At 67.2% G+C, this 24,693-nt stretch carries 19 protein-coding genes; 13 read left to right on the forward strand and 6 right to left on the reverse strand.

Annotation, left to right across the window (positions count from 1 at the left end; genetic code table 11):
- Positions 1 to 4 precede the first annotated feature (4 nt).
- Entirely contained in the window at positions 5 to 475 is a 471-nt protein-coding gene (locus tag JHD80_RS12615; RefSeq protein ID WP_199087648.1) for a cytochrome c-type biogenesis protein, read from the forward strand.
- On the opposite strand, the gene JHD80_RS12620 is transcribed toward JHD80_RS12615, so the two are convergent.
- On the reverse strand, positions 472 to 990 hold the full coding sequence (locus tag JHD80_RS12620) for a hypothetical protein (protein ID WP_199087649.1): 519 nt from the start codon (positions 988 to 990) through the stop codon (positions 472 to 474). The genes JHD80_RS12615 and JHD80_RS12620 overlap by 4 nt on opposite strands.
- 187 nt (positions 991 to 1,177) lie before the next feature.
- Here JHD80_RS12620 and JHD80_RS12625 point away from each other — a divergent pair, with 187 nt between their 5' ends.
- The 4 genes from JHD80_RS12625 (at position 1,178) to JHD80_RS12640 (ending at position 7,858) form a co-directional block, all read left to right on the forward strand.
- Positions 1,178 to 2,356 (forward strand): trypsin-like peptidase domain-containing protein, encoded by a 1,179-nt coding sequence (locus JHD80_RS12625; protein WP_199087651.1) that lies wholly within the window; start codon positions 1,178 to 1,180, stop codon positions 2,354 to 2,356.
- A 173-nt stretch (positions 2,357 to 2,529) separates the two neighbouring features.
- A complete protein-coding gene (locus tag JHD80_RS12630) occupies positions 2,530 to 3,213 on the forward strand; it encodes a response regulator transcription factor (protein ID WP_199087653.1) in 684 nt (227 codons plus the stop codon).
- A complete protein-coding gene (locus JHD80_RS12635) occupies positions 3,197 to 4,699 on the forward strand; it encodes a sensor histidine kinase (RefSeq protein ID WP_349237259.1) in 1,503 nt (500 codons plus the stop codon). Before JHD80_RS12630 ends, JHD80_RS12635 begins: the two co-directional genes overlap by 17 nt.
- A gap of 204 nt (positions 4,700 to 4,903) precedes the next feature.
- Entirely contained in the window at positions 4,904 to 7,858 is a 2,955-nt protein-coding gene (locus JHD80_RS12640) for a bifunctional [glutamine synthetase] adenylyltransferase/[glutamine synthetase]-adenylyl-L-tyrosine phosphorylase (protein WP_199087655.1), read from the forward strand.
- 212 nt (positions 7,859 to 8,070) lie between these two features.
- Here JHD80_RS12640 and JHD80_RS12645 read toward each other — a convergent pair whose 3' ends face one another.
- From JHD80_RS12645 to JHD80_RS12655, 3 genes are all read right to left on the reverse strand, one after another.
- Positions 8,071 to 10,365, reverse strand: coding sequence for a PAS domain-containing sensor histidine kinase (locus JHD80_RS12645; RefSeq protein ID WP_199087662.1), 2,295 nt, complete (start codon positions 10,363 to 10,365; stop codon positions 8,071 to 8,073).
- Between the two features lie 226 nt (positions 10,366 to 10,591).
- Positions 10,592 to 13,237, reverse strand: coding sequence for an aminopeptidase N (gene pepN / locus JHD80_RS12650; protein ID WP_199087664.1), 2,646 nt, complete (start codon positions 13,235 to 13,237; stop codon positions 10,592 to 10,594).
- A 190-nt stretch (positions 13,238 to 13,427) separates the two neighbouring features.
- Entirely contained in the window at positions 13,428 to 14,873 is a 1,446-nt protein-coding gene (locus JHD80_RS12655) for a cation diffusion facilitator family transporter (RefSeq protein WP_199087666.1), read from the reverse strand.
- 104 nt (positions 14,874 to 14,977) lie between these two features.
- Here JHD80_RS12655 and JHD80_RS12660 point away from each other — a divergent pair, with 104 nt between their 5' ends.
- From JHD80_RS12660 to JHD80_RS12685, 6 genes are all read left to right on the forward strand, one after another.
- Positions 14,978 to 15,427 (forward strand): VOC family protein, encoded by a 450-nt coding sequence (locus JHD80_RS12660; protein ID WP_199087668.1) that lies wholly within the window; start codon positions 14,978 to 14,980, stop codon positions 15,425 to 15,427.
- Positions 15,428 to 15,431: 4 nt separating this feature from the next.
- Positions 15,432 to 16,328, forward strand: coding sequence for a PfkB family carbohydrate kinase (locus tag JHD80_RS12665; protein ID WP_199087669.1), 897 nt, complete (start codon positions 15,432 to 15,434; stop codon positions 16,326 to 16,328).
- Between the two features lie 274 nt (positions 16,329 to 16,602).
- On the forward strand, positions 16,603 to 16,926 hold the full coding sequence (locus JHD80_RS12670) for a hypothetical protein (protein WP_199087671.1): 324 nt from the start codon (positions 16,603 to 16,605) through the stop codon (positions 16,924 to 16,926).
- Between the two features lie 184 nt (positions 16,927 to 17,110).
- Positions 17,111 to 18,010, forward strand: coding sequence for a DUF1003 domain-containing protein (locus JHD80_RS12675; RefSeq protein WP_199087673.1), 900 nt, complete (start codon positions 17,111 to 17,113; stop codon positions 18,008 to 18,010).
- Positions 18,011 to 18,248: 238 nt separating this feature from the next.
- Complete coding sequence (locus JHD80_RS12680) at positions 18,249 to 19,277, forward strand: ABC transporter substrate-binding protein (RefSeq protein ID WP_199087675.1); 1,029 nt, start codon at positions 18,249 to 18,251, stop codon at positions 19,275 to 19,277.
- 111 nt (positions 19,278 to 19,388) lie between these two features.
- Positions 19,389 to 20,081, forward strand: coding sequence for an urease accessory protein UreE (locus tag JHD80_RS12685; RefSeq protein WP_199087677.1), 693 nt, complete (start codon positions 19,389 to 19,391; stop codon positions 20,079 to 20,081).
- A gap of 211 nt (positions 20,082 to 20,292) precedes the next feature.
- Here the strand turns inward: JHD80_RS12685 and uxuA are convergent, their stop codons facing one another.
- Together uxuA and JHD80_RS12695 are read right to left on the reverse strand one after the other, a co-directional pair.
- Positions 20,293 to 21,489 carry a mannonate dehydratase gene (uxuA, locus tag JHD80_RS12690; protein WP_199087686.1) on the reverse strand — a complete coding sequence of 399 codons (1,197 nt, stop codon included), beginning with the start codon at positions 21,487 to 21,489 and terminating at the stop codon, positions 20,293 to 20,295.
- Between the two features lie 45 nt (positions 21,490 to 21,534).
- Entirely contained in the window at positions 21,535 to 22,230 is a 696-nt protein-coding gene (locus tag JHD80_RS12695; RefSeq protein ID WP_199087688.1) for a GntR family transcriptional regulator, read from the reverse strand.
- 163 nt (positions 22,231 to 22,393) lie between these two features.
- Here JHD80_RS12695 and JHD80_RS12700 point away from each other — a divergent pair, with 163 nt between their 5' ends.
- Complete coding sequence (locus JHD80_RS12700; protein WP_199087690.1) at positions 22,394 to 23,584, forward strand: extracellular solute-binding protein; 1,191 nt, start codon at positions 22,394 to 22,396, stop codon at positions 23,582 to 23,584.
- A gap of 91 nt (positions 23,585 to 23,675) precedes the next feature.
- On the forward strand, positions 23,676 to 24,693 hold a 1,018-nt coding region (locus JHD80_RS12705; protein WP_199087696.1), incomplete at its 3' end, for an ATP-binding cassette domain-containing protein.

Genomic DNA, 24,693 nt, shown 5'->3' on the forward strand with positions numbered 1-24,693 from the left:
GTCGATGCGGCGGATCGTCCTCATCATCGCCCTGATGCTGCCGGCCATGCCCGTGGCCCAAGCCGTGCAGCCGGATGAAATCCTGCCCAACCCGGCGCTGGAGCAGCGCGCGCGCGCAATCTCCGGCGGATTGCGCTGCCTCGTCTGCCAGAACCAGTCGATCGACGATTCCGATGCGCCGCTCGCCCGCGACCTGCGCATCCTCGTCCGGGAGCGCCTCGTCGCCGGCGACGACGACAAGGCCGTGGTCGATTTCGTCGTCGCCCGCTACGGCGATTTCGTCCTGCTGCGGCCGCCCTTCAATGCGCATACGGTGCTGCTCTGGGGCACGCCCTTCGCGATCCTGCTCTGCGCAGTCGCCTTCCTCTGGCGGCGTGCGCGCGAGCGAACGGCCGAGGCAAGCGCTTCGACCCCGCTATCTCCCGAAGAACAGGCGCGGCTCGCGGCCCTCATCGAACCGGATGACAAGCCTTAGCGGCTGATCCCGCAGCGCTGGTGTAGTTCCTGTGAGTAGGCATGCATCGATCTTCCGGGGATCGCATATTTCACCATGCCGCGCGAGGCGGGCTGTGGTGAGGCATACACGGCATAAACCCGGGCGAAGCAATTGGCCTCGCTGCCCGCGTAGCCGCGCTCGGCTGCCACTCTCATCCCCGCGCCATGCATGCCGCCCCGGATGCGCGGCGCGCCCGGCGCGGCAAAGCGCTGGGCCTCCCGCCGCGCCGCGATATCCTGCAGCCGGTCGACGCCGCAGCGGGAGCGCTGTTCGGCATTGTAGGCCGGTGTCGACGTGGCAAACCAGCTACGTTTGCCGGCGGCGTTCTCGACAACGACCGCGTGTTTCGCGAAGACGCGCGCGTAGCAATCGGCGTTGGCATAGCCGCGCCCCTGCGCCACGCGAAGCCCGGCGCTGTAGGCCGAACCTTGCTGCGCAAGTGCCGGCCCGCTCAGGCAGGCCGCGACAAAAGACATCCCCCAGATCAAACGCATCGGCATGGTCCCCCGGCTCTGACGTAGGGACACCGATGGCCCGGCCGCCGTCAAGGCGATCACGATTGGCCTTAGGTCGAATCTTACGAAACCGTCATCTTCAGGCCAAAGCCGCGTAAGGCGGCGGACGTCATGGTCCTCGTCACGAGCAGGGGAAAGCACCCTGTCGCTCCAAGAGGTTCCCGCCATGACGACACAGACCGAAAATCGCAAATCCATCCTGAAGCGCGGCGCTCTTCTCGCCGGCACCGCCATTCTCGGCATTGGCCTGGCCGCCGGCATCGCCGACAGCGCCCTGATGCAGAACCACAGCGCCTTTGCGCAGCCGATCCAGCTTTCCGGCACGCAGGCCACCCTGCCTTCCTTCGCCGATCTCGTCGACAAGGTGAAGCCCGCCGTCGTCTCGGTCCGCGTCAAGACGCAGGTCGCCGCCGCCAAGGACGGGCAGAATCTCGACGATCTCCCGCCGGAACTGCGCCGCTTCTTCCGTGATTTCGGCGGAGAGGATGGCGGCCGTCAGAGCAAGCCGAAGCCGCAGATGGGCATGGCGCAGGGCTCCGGCTTCTTCGTCAGCCAGGACGGCTATGTCGTGACCAACAACCACGTCGTCGAGAACGCGGTCGAGGTCCAGCTCGTCACCGATGCCGGCAAGACGCTCGACGCCAAGGTCGTCGGCACCGATCCGCGCACCGATCTCGCCCTGCTCAAGGTCAAGGACGGCGGCAGCTATCCTTACGTCCAGCTTGCCGACGCCAAGGCGCGCATCGGCGACTGGGTGCTGGCGATCGGCAACCCCTTCGGCCTCGGCGGCACGGTCACGGCCGGTATCGTCTCGGCCCAGGGGCGCGATATCGGCTCCGGTCCCTATGACGACTTCATCCAGATCGATGCGCCGATCAACCGCGGCAATTCGGGTGGCCCGACCTTCAACCAGAGCGGCGAGGTCGTCGGCGTCAACACCGCGATCTACTCGCCCTCCGGTGGCAATGTCGGCATCGCCTTCGCGATTCCCGCCTCGACCGTCCGCCAGGTCGTGGACTCCCTGAAGAAGGACGGCACGGTGGCGCGCGGCTTCATCGGCGTGCAGATCCAGCCGGTGACCGGCGAGATGGCCGACGCGATCGGCCTGAAGGAGGCCAAGGGCGCGCTGGTCGCCGAGGCCCAGGGCAACGGCCCGGCCGCCAAGGCCGGCATCCGCCGCGGCGACACGATCACCGCCGTCAACGGCGAGGCGATCAAGGACGCCCGCGAGCTGTCGCGCAAGATCGCGACCTTCGCGCCGGGCGCCAAGACCACGATCACCGTCTTCCGCGAAGGCAAGTCGCGGGACGTGACCTTCGAGGTCGGCCGCCAGCCGGCGGCCTGATCAGGATTGCATCGGGCTTCCCCGGAAGGCGGTTTCCGCTTTCCGGTCCGATGCTGAAGCAGGGTCCCTTGGTTTCCTGTCGCCCCAGCCTAGGGATCTTGCCGTCGCGGCGGCAGGCCGGATGCGTATCCTCCGGCCTGCCGTTTTCGCGTTTCTTGGGATAGGGTTGGTCTATGCGACTCTTGATCGTCGAAGATGATGCCGAGGCTGCGGCCTATCTGACCAAGGCTTTCCGCGAAGTCGGCCATGTCGCCGACCATGCCGCGGATGGCTTGGAAGGCTATGCCATGGCCGAGGGCGGCGGCTATGACGTGCTGGTCATCGACCGCATGCTGCCGCGCCTCGACGGCTTGTCGCTGATCCGCTCCCTGCGCGAGCAGAAGGACGATACCCCCGCGCTGATCCTCTCGGCGCTTGCCCAGGTCGACGACCGGGTGAAGGGCCTGCGCGCTGGCGGCGACGACTATCTGCCCAAGCCCTATGCCTTCTCGGAGCTGCTGGCCCGAGTCGAGGTGCTGGCCCGTCGTCGTGGCGCGCCTGCCTCCGAGCCCACCACCTATCGCGTCGGCGAGTTGGTGCTCGACCGGCTGGCCCACCGCGTCACCCGCGAGGGGCAGGAGGTCGTCCTGCAGCCGCGCGAGTTCCGCCTTCTCGAATATCTGATGAAGCATGCCGGCCAGGTCGTGACCCGCACCATGCTGCTGGAGAATGTCTGGGACTATCATTTCGACCCCCAGACCAATGTCATCGACGTGCATGTCAGCCGCCTGCGCGCCAAGGTCGACAAGGGTTTCGAGCTGCCGATGATCCACACCATCCGCGGCGCGGGATACATGGTCCGTGACACTGCCCGCTGACGCCATCCGGCGCACGCGCCAGCGGTTCCTGCCGACGCTGTTCCGCACGACCGCCTTCAAGCTGACGGCGGCCTATCTCGTCATCTTCGCGCTCTTCGCCGCCTTCGTGCTCGGCTATGTCGCGTGGAACGCGCAGCGCCTGCTGACCGACCAGATCCGCTCGACCATCGATGCCGAGATCCAGGGCCTCGCCGAGCAGGCGCGCCAGGGCGGCATCCGCCGTCTCGTCAACATCGTCGAACGCCGTTCGCGCGGGCCGGGTGCATCGCTCTATCTGGTGACGACCCCGGTCGGCGAGCGCGTCGCCGGCAATGTCGAGGCGATTCCGCCCGGCACGCTCGACAAGACCGGCGAGAGCGAGATCGAGTATTCGCGCACTGCCGAAGGCATCGACACGCCGAGCCGCGCCATCGTCCGCGTCTTCGTGCTGCCGGCCGGCTTTCGTCTGCTGGTGGGGCGCGATCTGGAGGAGCGCGACCGGCTTGGCGCCGTGATCCGCCGGGCGATCGGCTGGTCGCTCGCCCTGATCTTCCTCCTCGGCTGCTTCGCGAGCTGGTTCGTGGCGCGGCGCGTGCTGAAGCGCATCGACGGCATGAGCGAGACCGCGCATGGCATCATGGAGGGCGATCTCAAGGGCCGGATCGCCATCACCGGCACGGGCGACGAGCTAGACCGGCTGGCGCTCAACCTCAACGCGATGCTCGACCGCATCGGTGAATTGATGGCCGGCATGCAGCAGGTCACCGACAACATCGCCCATGACCTCAAGACGCCATTGACCCGCCTGCGCAACCGCGCCGAGGAGGCGCTGCGCACCGCGCAGTCGCCCGACGCGCTCCGGGCCGCGCTCGACGGTGCGATCGAGGAGGCGGACAACCTGATCCGCGTCTTCAATGCGCTCCTGATGATCGCGCGGCTGGAGGCCGGCCGCGCCAGCGAGAACATGAGCGAGCTCGACATTTCCGAGATTGTTTCGGGCCTGGCAGAACTCTACGAGCCACTGGCCGAGGAGGCCGGGCTTTCGCTGACCTGCGACGTCGCTCCGGGCCTGACGATCCCGGGCAATCGCGAATTGATCGGGCAGGCGCTCAATAACCTCATCGACAATGCCCTGAAATACGGCACGCCGGAGCAGGGCGGCGATGGCACGGTCGCGGTCTCGGCGCGCCAAATGGGCGATCAGGTCGAACTCTCCGTCGCCGATCACGGCCCCGGCATTCCGGAGACCGATCGCGGTCGGGTGCTGGATCGTTTCGTGCGGCTCGATGCCAGCCGCAGCAAGCCGGGCTTCGGGCTTGGCCTGTCGCTGGTGGCCGGGGTGGTGCGCCTGCATGGCGGCCAGCTCCGGTTGGAGGACAATGCGCCGGGCCTGCGCGTCGTCATCCTCCTGCCCACCGGCAGCTCCAAGCCTGTGGACACGCCGGCCCTCACCGAGCCCACCGCCTCGACAGCGGCGCCAAACCCTGCTGGCGTGCCGTCTCTGTAGGTTCCTCCCATTTCGGATGGAACCACCCCGTCATTCCGGGGCAGGCCGCAGGCCTGAGCCTGGAATCCAGAACCGATGCGGCGTCAGGAAAAGGCGCTGACAGCCTCCGCCTATCGTGGTGATGACATCGGTTCTGGATTCCGGGCTCTTCGCTGGCGCGAAGCCCCGGAATGACGACGTGCGTGTTGGCGAGAGAGGCGGCTGATGACCGGAAGGCTCTGTGACAGGATCTCGGCGGCGCCGGTCCTGCCGGCGAAGGCCAAGGCCGAGGTGCTGCTGAAGCGCGAGCTGATCGAGCGCCTCCATGACGAGGAAGCCGCCGCGGCGCTGGGCGTGCATCTGGCGGAGCATTCGGCGAGCGCGGCGCTCGTCGCCGGTATCCTCGCCCATTCGCCCTTCCTGACGCAGATCATGCGCTTCGACCCCGCTGGGCTGTTCGCTGCCCTGACGGACGCGCCGGAGGCGCGCCGCGACACACTGCTCGCCGGCATCGCAGCCTTTGCCGGAGCGGGCTGCGAAACCGCCGACCTGATGCGCGAACTGCGCCGCTTCCGCCGCTCCATGGCGCTGCTGATCGCGCTCGCCGATATCGGCGGCGCCTGGGACGTCGAGACCGTGACCGGCGCGCTCACAGCGACCGCCGATATGGCGACGCGCCTCGCCACCAACCATGTCCTGCGCCAGGCGACCGATCTGGGCCGCATCAATCTCGCAGACCCCACCGATCCGGGCCCGGGCTCCGGTCTCGTCGTGCTGGCGCTTGGCAAGCACGGCGCCGGCGAGCTGAACTATTCCTCCGACATCGACATCGTCGTCTTCTTCGACCCCGAGGCGGCGGAAGCCGCTGGAGTGGGCGAGCCCACCAGCTTCTTCGTCAAGCTCACCCAGCAGATCGCGCGCATCATCCAGGAGCGTACGCCGGACGGCTACGTCTTCCGCGTCGACCTGCGCCTGCGACCGGACCCGGCCTCGACCCATGTCGCCGTCTCGCTGCCCTCGGCCTATTCCTATTACGAGACGGTCGGGCAGAACTGGGAACGCGCCGCCATGATCAAGGCGCGGCCGATCGCGGGCGACATCGAGCTCGGCCGCCGCTTTCTGAAAGACCTCGCCCCCTTCATCTGGCGCAAGTATTTCGATTTCGCCACCATCGCCGACATTCACGCGATGAAGCGCCAGATCCAGACGGTGAAGGGTCACGAGACCATCGCGGTCGCCGGCCACAACGTGAAGCTCGGGCGCGGCGGCATCCGCGAGATCGAGTTCTTCGTCCAGACCCAGCAGCTCGTCTTCGGCGGGCGCCGCCCGGCGCTCCGCGGCGCGCGAACGCTGGAGATGCTCGGCGAACTGACGACGGAAGGCTGGATCACCCCGCAGGCTCGCGACGAACTCTCGGAATCCTATCGCTGGCTGCGCACCATCGAGCACCGCCTGCAGATGCAGGCCGACGAGCAGACGCAGACCCTGCCCAAGGCGGCTGGCGAGCTCGAAGCCTTCTCCCGCTTCTGCGGCTATCCCTCGACGGCCGCCTTCGGCAAGGCGCTGACGGCGCATGCGAAGCGCGTCGAGGGTCATTACGCCCTGCTGTTCGAGGAGGGGCCGAGCCTGGCTTCCGAAGCGGGCACGCTGAGCTTCACCGGCTCGGAGGCCGATCCAGAGACGATCGAGACGCTCGGCAAGCTCGGCTTCCGGGACGGCGCCACCGCAGCGGAGACGGTACGCGGCTGGCATTTCGGGCGCCGCGCCGCCGTCACCAGCGCGCGGGCCCGCGAGGTACTGACGGAGCTGACGCCGGCCTTGCTCGTCGCGCTCGGCCGCACCGCCGATCCCGACGGCGCGCTCGCCCATCTCGACAATGCCTTCGTGCGGATGCCGGCGGCGGTCGAACTGCTGACGCTGCTGCGCTCGCATGATTCCCTGCTGACGCTCTTCGCCGAGATCCTCGGCAGCGCGCCGCGCCTCGCCAAGGTCGCGGCCTTGCACCCGCATGTGCTCGACGGCGTCATCGATCCAGCGTTCGGGCAGGCGGTGCTCGATGTCGCGGCGCTGGAGCGGCGTATCCGCAACTATGTCGGCTCCCCGCCGCCCAGCGTTGAGGACGGGCTCGACCGCCTGCGCGACGCGGCCCGTCAAGAGAATTTCCTGGTCGGCGCCCGGCTGCTCTCCGGGGTCTATCCGGCGCAAGGGGCAGGGCAGGCTTATTGCGCGGTGGCGGAAGCCTGCCTGCGCGTCGCCTTTGCCGATACGCGCGAATCCTTCGCGGAAGACCATGGCGTGATCGAGGGCGCGCAGACCGTCGTGCTCGGCCTCGGCCGGCTCGGTGCAGGCGAACTGACGCCCTCGTCCGATCTCGACCTGATCCTGCTCTACGACCGGCCGGAGGAGGCCGGCCCGAGCGACGGCGTCAAGAGCCTCGATCCCGTCACCTGGCATGTCCGCTTCACCCAGCGCCTCGTCGCGGCGCTGACCGTGCCGACGCGGCGCGGCACGCTTTATCAGGTCGACATGCGCTTGCGCCCGACCGGCAACAAGAGCCCGGCCGCGACCCAGTTCGCCGGGTTCGAGGCCTATCATTCCGGCGAGGCCGAGATCTGGGAGGAGATGGCGCTGACCCGGGCCCGCGTCGTCGCCGGCGATGACGATCTGGCGAAGCAGGCTGAAGCCTCGATCCGCGCGATCCTCTCGCGCAAGCGCGAGCCGGCCAAGGTCGCGGCGGCGGTCGCCGAGATGCGCGCGTTGATCGCCAAGGAGAAGGGCGAAAAGGATCCCTGGGACCTGAAGCTCGCGGCCGGCGGCATCACGGATCTCGATTTCCTCGCCCAGTTCCTGCTGCTCGCCTATGCCAGCGAGCATCCCGGCCTGATCGTCAACGATACGGCCTCGGTTTTCGCCGCGGCCAAGGCTGCCGGGCTGCTCTCGGACGGCGATGCCTCGACCTTGCTGGAAGCGCATCGCCTGATCGGCGACGTTCAGCTCTGGCAGCGCTTCACGGTCGAGGAGGCCTTCGATCCCAAGGCCGTGCCGCCCCGGGTGCTGCGCCGGATCGCGACGGCGGTCGGCCGGCCGGATGCGAAGGTGCTGAAGGCGGAGCTGGACGAAGTCCGGGGAGCGGTGCGTGCGATCTTCACCCGCGTGCTGGGCGAGGCGCGGAAGGGATAGGGCGTCATCCAGATGTCGCGGGGAACCCTCTCCCGTAGGGAGAGGGCAGGGTGAGGGGTAGGCCGCTTACCGTGATTGCCGTGAGGTGGTCGCTGCGCAGCGATGAAGCTGCGAAGCACTGGTCCAACGGCCTACACCTCACCCCTGCCCCTCTCCTTACAGGAGAGGGGTTCCCCGCGCTGTCCTCGTAATCTGAATATGGTCGTGCTCGATCACGCCGCCTGCGCGGTCACCCGTCCAGCGCCGCCGTCGAGCGGCAGGTGCACCATGACGATGGTGCCGGCGCCCATCGCCGAGCGCAGCCGGAGCGAACCGCCATGCAACTCGGTGAGCGAGCGGGCGATGGCGAGCCCGAGCCCCGAGCCCTTGTAGCTGCGCACCAGATCGCCCTCGACCTGTTCGAACGGCCGGCCGACGCGGTCGAGCTTCTCCTTGGGAATGCCGATGCCGGTATCCTCGATGAAGATGTTGAGCGCGCCGGGAACGTGACGGGTGCGCACCGCGATCCGCCCGCCTTCCGGGGTGAACTTGGCGGCGTTGTCCAGGAGGTTGCCGAGGATCTGGTAGAGCGCGTGCGGATCGGCCTCGATATGGGTGTCGAGCGGGCCTTCGATGGCGAGGATGAGCTGCTTGCGCTCCACCTCCGGCTGGACCTTCTGCAGCGCCTGGTCGAGCACCGGGCCGAGCGCGATCTCGGTCTTCTCCAGCCGCATCCGGCCGGATTCGATGCGGGACATGTCGAGGATGTCGTCGATAATCCCGAGCAGGTAACCGCCGCTCGAGCGGATGTCGCGGACATAGTCAGTGTACTTTTCGCCGAGCGGGCCGAACAGGCCGTTCTCCATGATCTCAGAGAAGCCGATGATGGCGTTGAGCGGCGTGCGCAGCTCATGGCTCATATTGGCGAGGAATTCGGATTTGGCGCGGTTGGCGCCCTCGGCGACGGCCTTCTGCTCGAGATAGCGCTCGGCGAGTTCCGCGAGCTGCTGGGCCTGGGCTTCGAGCTTCTGGCGCGAGGCCTTGAGATCGGTGACGTGCATCAGGAGCTGGTGCTCGGACTGGGTCAGCCGCTCTTCCTGCTGCTTGAGCTTGGTGATGTCGGTGCCCACCGAGACCGAGCCGCCGTCCTTGGTGCGGCGCCCGTTGATCTGCAGCCAGCGGCCATCCGACAGCCGCGCCTCGTAGGAGGCACCGGAAGCGCCGCGCTGGACCCGCATCGGCTCGCGGTCGATCTGCGGCTGGGCGGAAAGCTCCATGATCTCGTCATAGGAGGCGCCGGATTGCAGGGCATCGGCCGGGAGCTGGTGGAGCTGCTGGTACTTGGCGTTGCAGAGCACGAGCCGGTTGTCGGCGTCCCAGAGCACGAAGGCTTCCGAGATCGCCTCGACGGCGTCGCGCAGGCGGGCGTCGGAGGTCGCGGTGCGCTCGGCCATGCGGCGCTGCTCGGAGATGTCGACGACGATGCCGACGAGATGGCGCGAGCGGGTGCGGCGGTCGATGACCAGCTCGGCGCGGGCCTTGAGCCAGACCCATTCGCCGGCGGCTGTGCGGACGCGGAATTCGCGGTCGAGATGGTCGGCCTCGCCGCGGCTGATCGCGTCGGCCAGCGCATAGAGATCGACATCCTCCTGGTTGATGAAGCTCGAGACCTCGCCGAAGGACATGTATTCGCCGGTGCGGTCGTAGCCGAGCAGGGCATACATCGAATCCGACCAGTAGATCCGGCCGCGCGCCAGGTCCCAGTCCCAGAGGCCGCAATGGCCGCGGTTGAGCGCGGTGTCGATGCGCTCGCGCACGCAGTCGCAATCCTCGTCGGCGGCGCTCGCCCGCTTCGACTGGAGCATGAAGGCGAGCGTGGTGACGCCGAGCACCAGGCCGGCCGCGCCGAACAGCAGGATCAGGCCGGAACGGCGCAGTTGCCAGGTGGAGAGCGCCTGCGAGACGGGCTGCAGCACCGCGACCTGCCCGAGGGGGGCGGCGAGGTTGCGCACGCTGGCGAAGACGTCGGCGCCGTTCGGCAGGGTGATGCGCATCACGCCGGCACGGTCGCCGAACACGGTGAGCGGCTGAGTCGAACCCAGGAAATCGACCAGCGTGCGCTGGGTCTGGCCGATCGCCGGTTCGCTGGCGATCACGCGGCCGTCGGCGCCGCTGACATGCACGAAGCGGCCATGCGCGGCCAGATGACGCGTGGTCAGCGCGGCGAGGACGGCAGCGGGCTCCTTGCCGGTCAGCGTGGCGGCGTCGAGCTCGCGGGCGACCAGCGCCGAGACCAAGTCCATGTCGCTCGCGGCGTCGACGAGGGCGTCCTCGCGCATTGCCGTGGTCTGGATCAGCGCGCCGGCCCCGAGAATGACGAGGAAAACCCCGACCAGCGCCGGGATGACGGTGCGGAAGGTGGGCTCGAAGCTTTCGAAGCGGTGATACAGCGGATGGGTCAGCGACCGCGCCACACCCAGAATCGTATCGGCGCGCACAGGTGCGCAGCCCGCGTTGGCACGCGACATGCCCGGTCCCCCTTCGGAACTTTACCGTCAGTAAGATCGGGAGACGTGCCGCATCCCCGCGAATCACCGTCAGTTGAATCCGGGCGACTCGGTTTGTCTAGCCCTGAGTTGAGTCACCCGGTACGAATTCCCCTTTAGGTTGTAGCGCTTGTGCCGATGAATCCTGCGCGGGTAATGAAACGTTAATCTTTTGGACAGGTCGGCGTTAACCCTTGTCAGGAGCGCCTCAGGCGAGGGCTCTTTCGGCGATATCGGCGACGTCCCGCGACAGGTTCGGCAGGCGCGCGACGGTGCTCAGCGCCTCCTGCGCGAGGCGCTTGCGGCCGGGCTCCAGCATGCGCCAGCTCTTGAACGAGCCGAGCAGGCGCGAGGCCACCTGCGGGTTGGTCCTGTCGAGCGCCACCACGATATCGGCGACGAACGCGTAGCCTGCGCCGTCGGCACGGTTGAACTGGGTCAGGTTCGCCGCGAAGCCGCCGATCAGCGCCCGCACGCGATTCGGATTGCCGAGCGAGAAGGCGGGGTGCTGCATCAAATTCTTGACGCGCTCCAGCGTGCCGGGCTCGGCGATCAGCGCCTGCGCCATCAGCCATTTGTCGAGCACCAGCGGCTCGCTCGCATAGGTCTCGGCGAAGCGAGCGATGAGGGCCTCACGCCGCTCGCCGGGGATCAGCGTCATCGCGGCGAGTGCCGCGAGGCGATCGGTGAGGTTGTCGCCCTCGGCGAACTGCTCCTCGCAGAGATCGGCGGCCTCGGCCGGGGCCGCCAGCGCCGCCAGCCCGAGCAATTCGTTGCGCAACGCCCGCCTTCCGGCCGAGGCCGCATCGGGGCGATAGGCGCCGCTCGACGCCAGAGCCCCGCGCAGGCCGGGCAGATCGCCCAGCAGCGCCTTGCCGATCGCGCCCGACAGTTTGCGATGGGCGGCGAAGATCGCATCGGGATCGACATCCCCACCGATCTCGCGAGCGATATCGGCAGGTGCCGGCAAGCGCAGGACCTGCGCCGCGAAGGCCGGGTCGGACAGCGCATCGCTCTTGAGGAAGGCTTGCAGCGCCTCGCCGAGCTTGCCGGCGGTGGCCGCGAGCACACTCGCATCGGCGCCGGGCCTGCCTGCGGCCACGAGCACGCGGGTCGCGACGCTCTGGAGCGACTGCCAGCGGTTGAAGGAATCGCTGTCGGCGGAGAACAGCCGCAGCAGGTCGCTGTCGGACAGGTCGAGGTCGAGCCGTGCCGGAGCGGAGAACCCGCGCATCAGAGAGGGGATCGGCGCTTCCGCGACATCCTCGAAGGTGACCGAAAGCGATGGCTGGTCGAGCACGACGAGCCCGTCGCCGGCATAAGCGTTCGAGGCGGTCTTCAGCAGCAAGTCGCCCTTGGCGCCGACGAGGCCGAGCTTGATCGGCAGAACGACGGGCTGCTTCTCGGGCTGGCCCGGCGTCGGCGGGGTGCTCTGTGCGAGGTCGAGCGTGTAGCGCTTTGCTGCCGCGTCGTAGCGGCCCGACGCCACGATGGTCGGCGTGCCCGCCTGCTCGTACCACCTGGCGAAATGGTCGAGATTCTGGCCGGAGGTCTCGGCGAAGCAGGCGAGGAACTCCTCGATCGTCGCCGCGGTGCCGTCGCAGCGCTCGAAATAGAGGTCCATGCCGCGCTTGAAGGCGTCGTCGCCGATCAAGACCTTGAGCATGCGGATGACCTCCGCGCCCTTCTCGTAGACTGTCGGCGTGTAGAAGTTGTTGATTTCCTTATAGGCCCGCGGCCGCACCGGATGGGCGAGGGGGCCGGCATCCTCCGAGAACTGGGTCGAGCGCAACGTGCGGACATCGGCGATGCGCTTCACCGGGCGCGAGCGCTCGTCGGCGGAGAATTCCTGGTCGCGGAAGACGGTGAGCCCTTCCTTCAGGCAGAGCTGGAACCAGTCGCGGCAGGTGATGCGGTTGCCGGTCCAGTTGTGGAAATACTCATGCGCGATGATCGCCTCGATCGAGGCGTAGTCGCCGTCGGTCGCGGTCTGCGGATCGGCCAGGACGTATTTGTCGTTGAAGATGTTGAGGCCCTTGTTCTCCATCGCCCCCATGTTGAAATCGGACACGGCGACGACGTTGAACACGTCGAGATCGTAGTTGCGGCCGAAGACCTGCTCGTCCCAGCGCATGCAGCGCACGAGCGAATCCAGAGCCCAGTCGGCGCGATCGGCCTTGCCGGGCTCGACATAGACGGCGAGCTCGACCTTGTGGCCGTCGGCGGTGACGTAATCCTGCCGGACATGGTCGAGCGCCCCGCCGACCAGCGCGAAGAGATAGGCCGGCTTGGGGTGCGGGTCGTGCCAGACGGCAAAATGCCGGTCGCCGCCGGGCAGTTCGGCCGCCGCGACCAGATTGCCGTTGGAGAGCAGTACCGGCGCCTCGGCCTTCGCCGCTTCGAGCCTGACCGTGTAGACGCTCATCACGTCCGGCCGGTCGAGGAAATAGGTGATGCGGCGGAAGCCGTCCGCCTCGCATTGCGTGCAATAGACCTTGGAGGAGCGGTAGAGCCCCATCAGCTTGGTATTGGCGGAGGGGTCGAGCTCGGTCTCGATCGTCAGCGTGAAATCATGCGCAGGCGGGCTGGGGATCGTCAGCGCCTGCGGCGTCACCGTATAGGCCGACGCGTCGAGCGGCTTGCCGTCGATGTCGAGCGACTTCAGCACGAGCTCGTCGCCGTCGAGCTTCAGCGGCGCGCCGGTTTGCCCCTCCGGATTGGGCCGGAGTGCCAGCAGGGCCCGCACCCGCGTCTTCTGCGAATGCAGGCTGACGTCGAGATCGACCGTGTCGATCAGCCAGTCGCTGGGGCGATAATCCTCGAGGCGGATCAGCGGGGCGTCTTCGGTACGCATGGAATCCCTGATGGCGAAGGTCAGGGGGTGCTTCTAGAGCATGCGAGCTCGCGAGGGAAACAAGGCCCTCGTGTCGGATTCAGGCTGTCATGCTCGGGGTTGACCCGAGCATCTCATGACCAGAAGGCTCTGTAGCCTCGTTCGGACAGAGATTCTCGGGTCTGCACTTCGCCTCGCCCGAGAATGACGGCTAGGAACCGGCCGGAACCGCCGGTTCCGCGTGGCTCACCAGCCGGCAGACCTGGGGCCGAGCAAGACGGACCGCGCGCTCGATCGCGTCGACCGCATCATGCACGGCGGCGACATTGAGCGTCGGGTCGACGCGGCAATGGTAGTTGACCACCAGGCCCTTTGCGGTCTGGCGCACGCGCACGCTGTGGATGTCGTGGATCGGTCCGGCGACTTTCGCGGCCTCGCCCGCGAGCGCCTTGCCGATATCCTCGACGGTCTCCCAGGCGGCGTTGTGGCCGGCGGGCTGGCCGGTCTCCATCGGCTCGATATGGGTCTCGACCTCGGTTTCGCCGCCGAATTCGGCGCGGATCGCGCTTTCGAGCCGCGTCGCGATCTCGTGGGCTTCGCCGAGCGGCAGGCTCTGGTCGACCTCCATGTCGAGGCTGACCGAGAGCTTGCCGCCGATCGAGTGGACCGTGACGTGATGCGCCGGAATCTTGAGCTTGAGCGCGATCAGCAGCACGCGTTCCAGCGCCGTCTCGTCATCGACCTGCACGGGATCGGCCGTGATCGTGATCTCGGCGCCGGGCTCGGCCTTCACAAGGGCATCGGCGAGCTGGGCCTTGATCGCGACCACCCGGTCGAGCGGCAGGGTGCGCGAGACGCTGATGCCGATCTCGCCATGGACGCGCCCGCCGGCCGGGCGCACCCGCAGCCAGTTGATGCCGACCACGCCCGGCACGCCGCGCGCGGCCTCACGCAGAGCCTCGCTGACGCCTTCGGGCGCGGTATCCATCAGCGTGGCGAGCACGCGCCGGGCCAGGCGAAAGGCCGAGAAGGCGGTATAGGCCGCGATGGCGAAGGCGGCGGCCGTGTCGGCCCGTTCGAAGCCGTACCAGACGCCGATCAGGCCGGCGAGCACCAGCGCCGAACCGACGAAATCCGCCGAGAAATGCGTGGCTTCGCCGGCCAGAGCCTCGCTGCCGGTCTCCTTGGCGACCCTTGTCAGCGAGCGCCAGCGGATGGCGTCGACGATCATCGAGAGCACGAGGACGCCGATGACGAGCGGCGTCACCTCGACATGCGCGATGACATTGGTCCAGAGCCGGTTGCCGGCCTCCCACAGGATCGCGCCGGCCAGCGTGAACAGGATCGCGGTCTCGACCAGCGCGGCGAGCGCCTCGACCTTGCCATGGCCGTAATGGTGCTCGTCGTCGGCCGGCTTGTCGGAGGCGCGGACGGCGAACCAGGTGAACAGCGTCGAGCCGACATCGACCAGGCCCTGCAGCGCGTCGGTCAACAAGGCGAGAGAGCCGGAGAGGATCGCGCCGACGATCTTCGCCGCCGTCAGCAGGATCGTCGCCATCACCGAGAGGATCGCGGCGCGCTGCTTGATCTGCGCGATCTGGGCGGGCGTGGCGCGCACGGCCGGTGCCGTCGCCGGCCCGTCTTGCGTTGTCGTCATGGCGCGTCCTGTTCAGATGACTTGGCGAGGTGGTCCAGAGTGCCGATGCTCTTGCCTGATTTGGGAAACGGATCAACCCTGCCCCCCCTCAACGAGGAACGACGATGCGATATCTCCACACCATGGTGCGCGTGACCGATCTGGATCAGGCGCTGGATTTCTACGTCAACAAGTTCGGGCTGGTCGAAACCCGCCGCATCGAGAACGAGAAGGGCCGCTTCACGCTGGTCTTCCTCGCGGCCTCCGACGATCTGGCCGAAGCGAAGGCTGGCGCCTCGCGAGGCCGCCCGACGCTGGAGCTGACCTATAACTGGGACCCGGAAAACTATACCGGCGGCCGCAATTTCGGTCATCTCGCCTATGAGGTCGACGACATCTACGCCACTTGCGACAAGCTGATGAAGGCCGGCGTCACCATCAACCGCCCGCCGCGCGACGGCAACGTGGCCTTCATCCGCTCGCCCGACAACATCTCGATCGAGCTGCTCCAGAAGGGCGATCCGAAGGCCCCGGCCGAACCGTGGCTGAGCATGCCGAACACCGGGAGCTGGTGAGGTTTTGGCCGGCGTCTTCTGCCTGGGTATCGCGACGCTGGACTATGTCTACAGCGTCGAGACCATGCCGACGCGCGGCGAGAAATACCGCTCGCGCGGGCTCGCCGTCGTCGGCGGCGGTTGCGCCGGCAATGCCTCGGTCGCGATCGCGCGTCTCGGCGGCGCCTGTTGGCTGGCGACGCGCCTCGCCGACGACCTGACCGGCGACCAGATCGTCGCCGATCTCCAATCGGAGGGCGTCGACACGGCCTTCGCGCGCCGCGTCGCGGGCCTGACCTCGCCGGTCTCGGCCATCCTGGTCGATGCCGAAGGCGAGCGCATGGTGATCTCGCATTCCGATCCGGCCATGCCGGAGGATGTCGCCTGGCTGCCGGCCGAGCTGCCGAAGGGAGCCGGCGCCGTGCTTGCCGATACCCGCTGGGGGGAGGGCGCGCTCGCCGCCCTGAAGCTCGCCCGCGCTGCCGGCGTGCCCGGCGTGCTCGATGGTGACCGCAAGCCGCCGCATCCCGATCTCGTCGGCACGGCGAGCCATGTCGCCTTCAGCCAGCAGGCCTTGCGCGAGGTCTCGGGCGAGGAGGACCCGCGCGCCGGCCTCGCCAGGGTGGCGGCCGGTGTCCCGACTTGGCTCGCGGTCACGCTCGGCAAGGAGGGCGTGCTTTTCATGGAGGGCGGCGAGGTCCGGCACAGCCCGGCTTTCGTCGTCGAGACGGTGGATACGCTCGGTGCCGGCGATGTCTGGCACGGCGCCTTCGCGCTGGCGCTGGCCGAGGGACAGGCCGAGCCGGCGGCGATCCGCTTCGCCTCGGCAGCGGCCGCGGTCAAATGCACCCGCTTCGGCGGCCGCAGCGGCGCACCGCGTCGCGACGAGGTCGAGCGGTTCCTCGCGCAGTCGGCTGACTAGCTTTGCCATCATTCCGGGGCAGGCCGAGGCCTGAGCCCGGAATCCAGAGCCGATGTCGTCGTCAATTTGAGCGATGGTCTGGGCGCGCCATGTCGTGGAAGCGCATCGGTTCTGGGTTCCGGGCTCTTCGCTGCGCGAAGCCCCGGAATGACGGTGGTTTCGGGGACCGCTCGCTTGCACCCTTTCCTCCCCGGCGTCGCGCAGTCGTCACGCATATCGGGCATCTGACCCGGCGCGCGCTGCCGCGCATCGGTCGAGCTCAGGAGAGAGCATCATGCTGGCGATCCAGGGTCTGAAATGCATCTATGACACCACGGGGAAGGGCTGGTCGATCGAACTCGTCCTGCGGGCCGATGGCGAGGAGGCCGTGCGCCGCTTCGATGTCGACGGGGCCGAGGATGCCGAACTGCTGATCGAGGCCTTCGAGGATTCTTCGGCCAGCACCTTCGATCCGGAAACCGGCGAGATCGTCTTCGGCTACGAATATCTCGACCTCGACGAAGTCGATGAGGACGAAGAGGAAGACGAGGACGGCGAGGCCGATGACGAGGACGAGGATTCCGACACCCCGGAGGAGAACGAGAAGCCGAAGGGCTGAAGCCGGAACCTTCGGCGGGCCGGCTGCTGCCCGGCGGTGATGATGAGCCCGGAGAGGCATCCGCCTCGCCGGGCAATTCTGTTGCGGTGGCGCCTGCCATCGACCGGGCTTTTTCCGGTGCTGGTATCGGCGTGAAGATCAGGTGCAAACTGCACGATGTGCGGGACGTGGTGATGGGTAGGGAATGACACAGGAACCGGATGACGATCAGGTCGCGGAGGCGCCGTCGGCCGCTCTCGCGACCTTGGCCGACAAGGCGAAACTCGCCGGGCCGGCCAGCAAGAAGCGCGGCACCTGCGCCATCAGCGGCCAGGAGACGGCGCGCAGGAATCTCATCGAGATCGGCACCTTGCGCCCGGCGCTCGCCGACCATATCCGCGCCGACTTCCCGGACCTGCCCGACCACGCACTGATCAGCGTGAAGGAGCTCGCGCGCTACCGCACCCGCTATGTTGAAGAAATCCTGCGCGAGGAGCACGGCGAATATTCCGATCTCGACCGCGAGGTCGCCGAGAGCATCGCCCGGCAGGAAACCATCGCGGAGAACACCGAGGACGATTTCGAGGAGCACCGCACGCTCGGCGAGAAGCTGTCCGACCATCTCGCGAGCTTCGGCGGCTCCTGGGCCTTCCTGATCAGCTTCGGCTTCGTGCTGGTCGTCTGGATGGCGATCAACGCCCTGCTGGGCGAGGCCAAGGCCTTCGACCCCTATCCATTCATCCTGTTGAACCTCGTCCTGTCCTGCCTCGCGGCCATTCAGGCGCCGATCATCATGATGAGCCAGAAGCGGCAGGAATCGAAGGATCGCCTGCGCTCGCTCAACGATTACCAGGTCAACCTCAAGGCCGAGCTCGAAATCCGGCATCTGCACGAGAAGATGGACCATCTCGTCACCCGGCAATGGCAGCGCCTCGCCGAGATCCAGCAGGTCCAGCTCGAAATGCTGCAGGAAGCGCAGTTGCCGAAGGTCCGGGCGAAGCGGCGCAAGAAGCCTGCGGCCAAGAAGAAGCGCACAAAGCCGGCGGAGGCGGTCGCCGCGCCGATTTTGGCCCCATCCTCCGAAAAGCCGGAAAGTGAGAGTTAGCGCGCCGATTGTCCCGCGCCGATTGTCCAAAAACCACGCCGTCATCCCGGGCTTGACCCGGGATCCATCGAGGGGCGTTGCCCTCTACGATGGATCCCGAATCTCCGCTCCGCAGCGTCCGGGATGACACGCTCTTTGCGAGTGTCGCGTATTTGAGCACCATCCAGCTCGTCGCTTGACTCCCCATTCACCCCTCGGTCTTTTCGTCGGCAAACGAATCTGCCCCGGGAGGATGATGATGGTTGCTTCGCGTTTTGCGCCGGTTGGCGCGCTGTTTGCCGGCCTGGTGCTGACGGCTCCGGCCTTCGCCCAGGGGCAAGTGACCGTCTATTGCTCGATCCTGGAGGAGCAGTGCCGCGAGGGCGCGGCGATGTTCGAGAAGGCGACCGGCATCAAGGTCGCGATGGTCAGAAAGAGCACCGGCGAGGTCTATGCGCAGGTCAAGGCTGAGGCGAGCAACCCGCGCGGCGACGTCTGGTGGGGCGGGCCGGGCGAGCCGCATCTCCAGGCGGCCGACGAAGGCCTGCTCGACGAATACAAGTCGCCGAGGCTGCCGGAGCTGCATGACTGGGCGCAGCGCCATGCCGAGCAGTCGAAATTCCGCACCAACGGCATCTATCTCGGCGCGCTCGGCGTCGGCTACAACACCGAGGTCCTGAAGAAGAAGGGCATCGCCGCGCCGAAATGCTGGGCCGACCTGCTCGATCCCAAGCTGCGCGACGAGGTTCAGATCGCCGATCCCAGCTCCTCCGGCACGGCCTATGTCTTCCTGGCGACGACGGTGCAGCGCCTCGGCGAGGAGAAGGGCTTCGAGTACCTCAAGGCCCTGCACAAGAACATCAGCCAGTACACCAAATCCGGCATCGCGCCGGTCAAGGCGGCGGCGCTCGGCGAAACCGCGGTCGGCATCGCCTTCATCCACGACATGCTGACGCAGAAGCTGCAGGGCGCGCCGATCGAGACGGTCGCTCCCTGCGAGGGCACGGGCTACGAGACCGGCTCGGTCTCGATCATCAAGGGCGGCAAGAACCCGGAGGCCGCGCGCAAATTCGTCGATTTCACGCTCTCTCCCGATGCCCAGAACATCAACGCGAAGCTGAAGATCAACTCGATCCCGTCGAACAAGAATTCGCTGCTCTCGCCGGATGCGCCGAAATTCGCCGAGATGAAGCTGATCGACTACGACACCCCGCGCTGGGGCTCGCCGGCCGAGCGCTCGCGCCTGCTCAAGAAGTTCGACACCGAGGTCAAGGCGCTGCCGCGCTGAGAGCCTCTGCGACATCCGAGCTTGGTAGCACGGCCGCCGGTTTGTGCTACTAAGCTGCGATCCGGGCTCGGGCGCGTGACGCCTTGGCCTCAAGCCATGGGATCGCCAACGATGCTCCGCGCCACCTCCGTTCTCCGCAAGGCCGCCGTCAAGGCCGAGCGCGTCGTCGACACGCTGGCCCTCGGCCACCGCGACCGCACGATCAACGGCGTGAGCGTACGCGCGACGGGCGGGCTGGAACTCGCGATCGCGCTCGACAAGGCGACGGTGCTGAACGATGGCGACGCTCTGAAGCTGGAAGACGGCGCGCTGGTCCAGATCAAGGCCGCGCCGGAAAGCCTGCTGGAGATCCGCGCCGAGAACCCGCTGCGGCTGGTCCGCCTCGCCTGGCATCTCGGCGGCCACCATGTCCCCGCCGAGATGACGGCCGATGCGCTCTACGTCCCGAACGACGCGGCGCTCGGCGAACTGGTGCGCGGGCAGGGCTGTTCGATGACGGTGGTCGAGCGTCCGTTCCAGCCGGAGGCGGAGGTGCATCACCATGCCCATGGTGACGATTGCGGCTGCGGGCACGACCATCACCATCATGGCCATGACCATCACGATCATCATCACGGCCATGGGCATGACCACGCGCATCATGGCCACGATCACGCGCATGACCACAAGCACGAGCACCAGCATGCCCATGGCGAGGGTTGCGGCTGCGGCCATGACCACGATCATCACGGCCATGGCCAGCATGATCACGGTCACGGCCATGGCGCCGCGCATGGCCACAAGGGCCACTCGCACGATCACTGAGACGCTTTCCAGAAGGCGCAGATACCGCGGGGAACCCTCTCCCGGAGGGAGAGGGCAGGGTGAGGGGTAGGCCCCTCACCGAATTTGCCGTGAGGTGGTCGCTGCTGCGCTGAGGCCGACGCCTCGCTGGTCCAGCGGCCTGCACCTCACCCCTACCCCTCTCCTTACAGGAGAGGGGATCCCGCGCTTCTATGTCGAGGACGGCGAACGTTCACGCCGCGTAACCCTTGACCTGCGCGAGCGCGGTCATCACGCCACGCAGTTCTGCGAGACCGCGCAGGCGTCCGACGGCGGGATAGCCCGGGAAGCTGCCCTTGCCGACATCGTCGAGAAGTTCGTGGCCATGGTCGGGCCGCATCGGAATCTGCCAAGCGGCAAGGCCGGCGGCCTTGCGGCGCTGCTCCTCGGCCATCAGCGCGTCGACCAGCGCGACCATGTCGGTATCGCCGCCGAGATGCTCGGCTTCCATGAACGAGCCGTCCGGGTCCTTGGCGACGTTGCGCAGATGCGCGAACCAGATCTTGTCGGCGAAGCGCCGCGCGATCTTCGGCACGTCGTTCTTCGGATTGGCGCCGAGCGAGCCCGAGCACAGCGTCAGGCCGTTCGCGGGCGAGTCGACCGAGCCGAGGATGTAGGCGATGTCGTCCTCGGTCGAGCAGATCCGCGGCAGGCCGAAGAGCGAGCGCGGCGGGTCGTCCGGATGGATGCACATGCGGATGCCGACTTCCTCGGCGGTCGGGATGATCGCCTCGAGGAAACGCTTCAGGTTGGCGCGCAGCTTGTCATGGGTCATGCCGGCATAGCGATCGAGGATGCGCGCGAGGCCGGGCAGGTCGTAGCGATCGAAGGCGCCGGGCAGGCCGGCCATGACGCTGGAGAGCAAGCGGTCGCGGTCGGCCTGCGAGGACGTCTCGAACCAGGACTTGGCCTTGTCCATCACCTCGGCCGAATGGCCTTCGTCGGCGCCCTTGCGCTTCAGCATGAAATGGTCGAGCGCGACATATTCGTGCAGGTTGAAGCGCAGCGCCGTGCCGCCGCCCGGCAGCTTGTGAGCGAGTTCGGTACGGGTCCAGTCCAGCACTGGCATGAAATTGTAGCAGATCACCTCGAGGCCGCAGGCGGCGAGGTTGCGCATCGACTGGCGGTAGTTCTCGAAGATGGTTTCGAGGTCGCCTTCACCGATCTTGACGCTCTCATGGATCGGCAGGCTCTCGACCACCTTCCATTCCAGGCCGAGGCTCTTGTCGGAGCGGACGATGGCCTGGCGCTTCTCGATCTCCTCGACGCTCCAGACCACGCCATAGGGGATCTGGTGCAGCGCGTTGACGATGCCGGTCGCGCCCGCCTGCCGGGCCTGGGCCAGCGTCACGACATCGTCCGGCCCGAACCAGCGCCAGCATTGTTCCATGATGTGCTATCCTTGTCAGAAATGTCGCTGTGCCGAGGTCTGGCGTCAGGAGTCTTCGTGGGCGAGGCGGGAATCGTCGAAGGCGTCCGCATGGTCCTTCGCGATCGTATCGATCGTCGCGAAGACGGTGCGCAGATGCGCGCGCATCGCGGCTTCCGCGCCTTTCGCATCGTGCTTCATCACGCAGGCCGCGATGATCTTGTGCTCGTTCAGGATCACTTCGGACCAGGACGGCGTCTCCAGCGAGAGGCAGCGGACCCGGTCCATCTGGGCCTTCATGCCCTCGATCATGCTCCAGACGGCACGATGGCCGGCGATACGCGAGATCTCGGCATGAAACACTTCGTCGAGGCGGAAGATTTCGGAGCGGTTCCCGCTTCGCACCGCCTCCGCCTGTTCCTCGACCTGGGCAGCGAGGCGCCGGCAGTCTGCATCGCCGATACGTTGCGCGGCCAGCACCACGGTGCGGCATTCCAGCGTCTCGCGCACGAACTGGCTGTCATGGACGGCGCCGAGGTCGATCGGCGAGACGAAGGTTCCGACCTGCGGTACGGCGACGAGGAAGCCCTCGTCGACCAGACGCTTGAACGCCTCGCGCACCGGCGTGCGGCTGACGCCGAAGCGCAAGGCCATCCGCGCTTCCGACATCGATTCGCGCGGTTTCAGCGCGCCGCTGATCACGTCGCTGCGCAGGACGCTGTAGATCTGGTCGGTGCTGTGACGGGTTGCGGGGTGGGCCATTGCCAAGCTCTCGACGACTAGTATACTAGGATACTGATCAACCGGGGGCTGCGTCAACTTGGCAGGTTTCCGGGGCGAAGGGCAGGGGCCGATCGAGGCGGTCGGGCCAGCGCAACATAATAATAAAGCTCGTAAGCGGGCATCCACATCTGGAGGAGAAATCATGGCTCACGACAGCATCAATCGGCGTCATTTCATCGGCGGCGTCGCCGGCCTCGGGGTCGCGGCGCATGCGCCGGGCGTCTTCGCGCAACAGCTCAAGCTGCCGGCTTCCCCGTTGACCATCAGCATCATCGACGTCGGCGGGGCGCTCGCCCTCGTTCAGACGCCGCTGGAGAACTATCCGAAGGCCAATCCCAAGGCCGTCTCGCGCATGGTCTTCACCAAGGCCCCGGCGCCGGAGCTGCCGGCCAAGATCAAGGCCCAGCAGAATGCCGGCCGTCTCGATATCGACATGGTCATCGGCGGCTTGGACGTGCTCTCGGCCGGCATCGACCAGAAGCTCTGGGTCGATCTGCTGCCGCGCCTGCAGGCCGAATTGCCGAAGCCGGAGGAAATCTATCTCAAGCCGGCGCTCGCCATGCACAATCTCGGCCAGGGCCAGGCCATGGCGATGGTCTACTACCCCTCCGGCCCGCTGCTCGAATACATGCCGGAGCGCGTCAAGCAGGTGCCGACCACGGCAGAAGAGCTGCTGGCCTGGACCAAGCAGAACAAGAACCGCTTCTTCTACGGCCGCCCGGCCAATTCCGGCCCCGGCCGCACCTGGATCATGGGCCTGCCCTATCTGCTCGGCGACAAGGATCCGAAGGATCCCGAGAAGGGCTGGGACAAGACCTGGGCCTATCTCAAGGAGCTCGGCGAGAACGTCGAGTACTATCCGGGCGGCACCGGCCAGACGATGAAGGAGCTCGGCGACGGTTCGCGCGACATCATCGTCTCGACCACCGGCTGGGACATCAACCCGCGCGTCCTCGGCATCGTGCCGAAGGAAGCCAAGGTCCAGGCGCTCAAGGGTTTCCACTGGGTCACCGACGCCCAGTACATGATGATCCCGAAGGGCGTCTCCGACGAGAAGCTCAATGTGCTGCTCGACGTGATCCGCCATATGCTGACGCCGAAGCAGCAGGCCTATACCTATGACGAGGGCTATTTCTATCCGGGCCCGGCGGTGAAGGACGTGCCGCTCTCGATGGCGCCGGAATCGAGCCAGAAGGCCATCGCCGAGTTCGGCCGGCCCGAATACGACAAGCTGATCGCCGAGAACCCGATGGAAACCCCGCTCAACCCGGACAAGATGGTCATCGCCTTCCGCATCTGGGACGAGACGGTCGGCGGCGCCAAGAAGAAGTAAGTCTGGTTGCGGCGGCGGGCTTGCGTCTTGCGCCGAGGCCCGCCGCCGGTTCCTTCGACCCCGTTCTCAGATCCATCCGGAAGCCATGACCATCAACGCAGCCTCGTTCCGCGAGCTCAAGCTCGATCGTCTGAGCCGTGACTTCGGCACCCATAACGCGCTCAAGGACGTCTCGCTGACGATCGGCAAGGGCGAGTTCATCGCGCTGCTCGGCCCGTCCGGCTGCGGCAAGTCGACGACGCTGAACCTGATCGCTGGGCTGCTCCCGGCCACCGGCGGCGGCATCTGGCTCGACGACAAGCGCATCGACCCGCTGCGCCCGGAAGAGCGCGGCTTCGGCATGGTCTTCCAGAACTACGCCCTGTTCCCGCATATGAGCGTGAACAGGAATATCGGCTTTGGCCTGAAGATGCGCGGCCTGCCCAAGGCCGAGATCGACAAGCGCGTCGCTGAGGCCGCGGCGCTGGTGCGCCTGCAGGGCCAGACCGAGAAATTGCCCGGACAGCTTTCCGGCGGCCAGCAGCAGCGCGTCGCCATCGCGCGCGCCATCGTCGTCGAGCCGCCGCTGGTGTTGATGGACGAGCCGCTCTCCAACCTCGACGCCAAGCTGCGTCTGGAGATGCGCGCCGAAATCCGCCGCATCCACAACACGCTCGGCGCCACCACGATCTACGTCACCCACGACCAGGAGGAGGCGCTCTCGCTCGCCGACCGCATCGTCGTGCTGCGCGACGGCCAGGTACGCCAGGTCGGCACGCCGGAAGACCTGTTCATGCGGCCGGATCATCTCGACGTCGCCGAGTTCATGGGCTTCCGCAACAAGGTGAAGGGCAAAGTCGCGTCAGCCGGTGACGGCAAGGCGACGATCGCTGTCGGCGATGCGCAGATCTCCGGCCGCGCGCGCCATGCGGTCTCCGCCGGTGCAGAGGGCTATCTGGCGATCCGCCCCGAGGATATGCATCCCGTCGCGGCCGGCCAGCCCGGCCTCAAGGCGCAGGTCGTCTCGACCGAGTTCCGCGGCCGCGAGTTCGTCGGCTTCGCCCGCATGGCCGATGGCACGGACCTGTCCTTCCTCGCCCATGACAAGCTCAGCCCCGGCGAGACGGTGA

The organism is Allobosea sp. ASV33 (assembly GCF_016428755.1).
In the GTDB taxonomy this organism is placed as follows: domain Bacteria; phylum Pseudomonadota; class Alphaproteobacteria; order Rhizobiales; family Beijerinckiaceae; genus Allobosea.